This is a genomic window from Robertmurraya korlensis (assembly GCF_023715225.1).
Classification (GTDB): Bacteria; Bacillota; Bacilli; order Bacillales; family Cytobacillaceae; genus Robertmurraya_A.
In genome coordinates, this window is record NZ_JAMBNS010000045.1 from 1 (window position 1) to 667 (window position 667).

The window sequence follows — 667 nt, forward strand, 5'->3', positions numbered from 1 at the left end:
TCCATTAGCGTGTTGCACTGAACCTTATAATTAATAGTTAGGACAGGCAATGCTATAAAATATATGGGTATACAATTTTTTATTAGGGACTGATAAAGGTATTTTGAAACGATTGGTTACAACTTGCAAGCATTATCAATCTTATTATTCAGCTAAATTTGCGTGGTTATGCGGTTATTAAAGCAAAAAAATGTATCGATTGTTGTAGTGATTTTGCTAAAAATGCGACGTTAGCTTATAGGGTACCCGCCTATGATATAGTCATCAGTTAGCAAAATCTTAGTTTAGCAACAGGGGTATAATTGGCAAGGTAAAAATTCACTAAAGATTTTTGTTAAAATAGCGTTTACCTATTATCTTTTTGTATTGTTTTGTTATAATGCGTGAACTCTGAAGTTTTGAGTTCATCCTTATAAGTGTTAGGCAAAAATATGACTACAAACGTTACTGCCATTGCGGCTAATCCAGCGGTAGATGTACTCTCTGAGCAAGTCCAGCAAGCCATTTATCAAAAATTAGCTGCCAATCTTGGTATCAAACTCAACCAAATGATGGCATTCGTCAAACTCTACGATGATGGCGCGACGATTCCGTTTATTGCCCGCTATCGTAAAGACCAAACCGGCGGGCTCGATGACGTACAGTTGCGTAGTCTGGAAAAATCGCT

1 protein-coding gene is annotated in these 667 nt (G+C 36.9%); it reads left to right on the forward strand.

The window, feature by feature from the left end; genetic code table 11:
- Positions 1-431: 431 nt before the first annotated feature.
- A partial coding sequence (locus M3175_RS25770) for a Tex-like N-terminal domain-containing protein (RefSeq protein WP_285852451.1) occupies positions 432-667 on the forward strand: 236 nt, incomplete at its 3' end.